The sequence below is a fragment of the Arthrobacter sp. MDT2-3 genome (assembly GCF_059090465.1).
This window is the reverse complement of sequence record NZ_JBNHFS010000016.1, coordinates 1-873: the sequence shown is the minus strand read 5'-3', so window position 1 is coordinate 873 and position 873 is coordinate 1. Positions and strand designations below refer to the sequence as shown.

Genomic DNA, 873 nt, shown 5'->3' with positions numbered 1-873 from the left:
ACGGACATCCGACAACCCCGAACAGGCGCGACGTTGACTAGGTACGTGACCTGCCCTGCGGAGGTCTTATGAGTCATCTAGAGATCTGGCCTCGTAGAACATCCAGGAGTACCGTCTGTTTAATCGGCAGTGGCCGGCCACAGCGCGCCCGTTAGGGCTAAGCCACGCCGACGTTGGTTCCCAAAGGAGGCCGGCATGGCTGGGTGGAATGTTGACACTGCTGCCGGCCCACTGGGTGCCGGGACGATCACACTCGTAGAGGGATCGTCATTCTGTATCTCAGCGCCCAATGGAGACATGCACGCCGAACTTCCACATGGTGTCTTCGTTCAGGACACCCGCATCCTTTCCGGCTGGAGTCTAACCATTAATGGCCAGCCGCTGGAGTCACTAGCTGCTGAGACGAGGGAGCCTTACCGGGCACTGTTTGTCGGACGCATTCCCCGATCGGACGGGTATGCGGACACCCCCCTCATCGTGCACCGGCTGCGCGAAGTGGGCGACGGAATTCAGGAGCAGATTACCGTCCGCAACCACTCCATGAAGCCCGCCCACTGCGTAATCGCAATGAGCGTTCAGACGGATTTCGCGGACCTCTTCGAGGTGAAAGAAGCACGCATCCAGCGGCGCTGGGAGCAAGCACGCCAGACATCCGGTGACACGCTGACCATCCGCGCAACCTGGCAACAGGTTCGGAAGGGCGTCCTGGTTCAGGCCCCCGGAGCCGTCGTCTCGCCCGAAGCCCTGACGTACCAGGTTTCCGTTCCACCGCACGGGCAGTGGAGCACGGTCCTCACTGTCATGCCCGACTCTGAGAGAGCCCGCACCGAGGGCGCCGCTGTCGCCGCGTTCGCCCACACTGAGGAGGACGGA

1 protein-coding gene is annotated in these 873 nt (G+C 62.1%); it reads left to right on the top strand.

Annotated elements, in window-relative coordinates; translation table 11 throughout:
* Positions 1 to 195 precede the first annotated feature (195 nt).
* On the top strand, positions 196 to 873 hold a 678-nt coding region (locus tag AC5RUQ_RS20920; RefSeq protein WP_493949185.1), incomplete at its 3' end, for a glycogen debranching N-terminal domain-containing protein.